Origin of the sequence: Nonomuraea lactucae, from assembly GCF_003313395.1 — a bacterium.
GTDB lineage: Bacteria > Actinomycetota > Actinomycetes > Streptosporangiales > Streptosporangiaceae > Nonomuraea > Nonomuraea lactucae.
Window position 1 is genome coordinate 1 of sequence record NZ_QNFZ01000186.1, and the last position, 2,733, is coordinate 2,733.

Here is a 2,733-nt window from a genome sequence, read left to right on the forward strand (position 1 = left end):
TCTTCCTGGACGGCGTCCGGCTCCCGTACGAGCCGCCCGAGGCCGCCGACGCCGTACGCCCCCCGGCCCCCACCCCCGCCCCGGACCCGGACCCGCCCCCGGACCTTGACCCGGCGGCCGGAGAGCCGGACCAGGCGGCTCGCCGCGAGGTCCACCCCGCCGTGCGCGTGCCGCTCGGCCGGGTCGCGGGCGCCCGATCGGGTGACAAGGGCGGCAACGCCAACCTGGGCGTCTGGGTCGCCACGCCGGACCAGTACGCCTGGCTGGCGGGCGCCCTCACCACGGACAGGCTCAAGGAGCTCCTCCCCGGCCTCGCCGCCCACCGCGTGGACCGCTACGAGTTCCCCAACCTCAACGCGCTGAACTTCGTCGTCCACGGCCTCCTGGGCCGGGGCGTAGCGGCGAGCCCCCGCATGGACCCGCAGGCCAAGGCTCTGGGCGAGGAGCTGCGCGCCCAGCCCGTGGACGTCCCGGCGCACCTGCTGCCCTGAGGCGGGCGGGTGCCGTCGCGGCTGATGAGGCCACCCTCGCGGGCTGTCCCACCCACATCAACCGCCACAACACCTCCAATCCCATATTGTCCCTCATGTTCGCTGGGAAAACGCCATCGGCCGCCGGTCCCGGTTCGCCCACCCGGCGCGGCGGTAAATCGTTTGAGCCCGTCACGGGCCGTGCCCCAGGATGTCTGAGTGACTCCTCCGCCTCATGAAGGAGGCGGCTTCTCGCCAAGCCGCTTCCGCAGCTCCGGCGTGCGCGGTGTGCCCGCACGCCTGACAGGCGAACTCGGCTTGGGTGACGCGGTTCTCCTTCGCGCAGTGCCCGCATTCGGCGCACGTGCGGGAGGTGTCGCGGGGATCGACTGCGATCAGCTCTCGACCGGCGCTTGCAGCCTTGTACGCGAGGACCTGCAGGAACACCCCCCAACCCGCGTCCAGGATGCTTCGGTCGGACGCCGACCGGGTCATGTTCGCGATCTTCAGGTCCTCGTGCACGATCACGTCGTAGTCGCGGACCAGCGCCGGCGCGGCCTTGTGCGGCGAGTCGAGTCGACCTCGCCGCACCTTCGCCTGCAACACGGCGACCCCGGCCACGGCCGTACGGCGGCGCCTGGACCCGCGCCTCTTACGGGCAAGATCCCGCTGCGCGGCCGCCAGCCGGGCGGCGGTCGCGCCCAGGTGACGCGGGTTGGCGACGTGCACGCCGTCGCTGGTGGTGACCAGGGAGGCGACACCCATGTCCAAGCCGACCGCGGCGCCCGTGCCGGGCAACTGCCCGGCGGGCACGCCCTCGCAGGACAGGACCACGAACCAGCGGGAGCCTTCCCGCTTGACGCTGATCGTCTTCACGGTGCCGAGCACCCGCCGGTGCCGGTGCACCCGCACATGCCCGATGCCCTGAAGGAGGACGAACGCCGCGACCGGGTGCTCGGGCCGACAGTCCCACCGGCAGCCGTCACCGTCCTTGGGCCACTCGACAGGCACCGACAAAACCCGGAAGGAGACTCTGATGCGCGGATCTGACAGGTCACCGCACGCTCGGGCCTTGGCGGCCCTCCCGCTCCCGACTCCCCCGTCGCCTGAAGGCGACGATCCCCTCGAGAGAATCTGATGGAGATCCGCCCTCTGACCCGCGACGACCTGGACGGCTGCACCGAGCTGGCCACGGACCGGGCCTGGCCGCCCGAGCGGCACAAGTGGGCCCTGCTCCTCGACATCGGCGAGGCGTACGGCATCGACGCCCCCGACGGCGGCGGGCTCGCGGCGACGAACGTCCTGACCCGCTACGGCGACGACCACGCGGTGATCAGCATGGTGCTCACCGCCTCCCGCTACGCCCGCCGGGGGCTGGCCCGCAAGCTGATGGAGCACGTGCTCGCGGAGGCGGGCGACCGCACCGTGTCGCTGCACGCCACCGACCTGGGCCGCCCCCTCTACGAGCGGCTCGGCTTCCGCACCGTCGGCCGGGTGGTCAAGCACACGGGCGTCTTCCGGGGCGAGCCCTCCGGCCGGACGCGTCCCGCCGCCACCGACGACCTCGGCGCGATCCTGGCGCTGGACGCCGAGGTGTTCGGCACCGACAGGTCGGCGGTGCTGCGGCGGATGTTCGGGTTCGGTGAGCAGGTGCGCGTCGCCGAGGGCGGGTTCGGGCACTGCTGGCGCAACGACGCCGACGTCGTCATCGGCCCGGTGGTGGCCCGCGACCTGGCGACCGCGCAGGCGCTGATCGGCGACCTGGCGCTGCGCGCGGGCGGCCGGGTGCGCATGGACATCGACGTGGCCCAGGACGGTCTGCTGCGGTGGGCCGTCGGGCACGGCCTCGGCGATCCCTGGCAGGTCTCGCTCATGGTCCGCGACGGCGACCCGCCCGGCGACCGGGCCCGCCAGTTCCTGCCGTTCATGCAGGCGCTGGGTTGACCATTGCGGCGGGCCTCTCGTAGGGTCGCGGCCAGAATATCGTTCGGCCGAGGGGCGGCATGACCTCCACCAGCCACATCGACGTCAACGCCGTCGACTTCGACGGCCTCGGCGCCTGGATGGACGCTCAGGGGCTGCCCGGAGGGCCGTTCACCGGCATGGTGCCGGTCGCCGGCGGCACGCAGAACGTGATGGTCCGCTTCGAGCGCGGCGGCCGGCCGTACGTGCTGCGCCGGCCGCCCGGGCACGCCAGGCGGCAGAGCAACGAGGTGCTGCGCCGCGAGGCGCGGGTGCTCGCGGCGCTGCTCGGCACGCCGGT

4 protein-coding genes are annotated in these 2,733 nt (G+C 73.4%); 3 read left to right on the forward strand and 1 reads right to left on the reverse strand.

Annotation, left to right across the window (positions count from 1 at the left end):
- A partial coding sequence (locus tag DQW85_RS11980) for an AtuA-related protein (RefSeq protein ID WP_420819155.1) occupies positions 1–491 on the forward strand: 491 nt, incomplete at its 5' end.
- Positions 492–662: 171 nt separating this feature from the next.
- Here the strand turns inward: DQW85_RS11980 and DQW85_RS11985 are convergent.
- A complete protein-coding gene (locus DQW85_RS11985) occupies positions 663–1,481 on the reverse strand; it encodes an RNA-guided endonuclease InsQ/TnpB family protein (RefSeq protein WP_240197106.1) in 819 nt (272 codons plus the stop codon).
- A gap of 126 nt (positions 1,482–1,607) precedes the next feature.
- On the opposite strand from DQW85_RS11985, the gene DQW85_RS11990 reads away from it, so the two are divergent.
- Positions 1,608–2,414 (forward strand): GNAT family N-acetyltransferase, encoded by an 807-nt coding sequence (locus DQW85_RS11990; RefSeq protein ID WP_113700409.1) that lies wholly within the window; start codon positions 1,608–1,610, stop codon positions 2,412–2,414.
- Positions 2,415–2,473: 59 nt separating this feature from the next.
- The coding region (locus tag DQW85_RS11995) for a phosphotransferase family protein (RefSeq protein ID WP_420819156.1) at positions 2,474–2,733 on the forward strand (260 nt) is incomplete at its 3' end.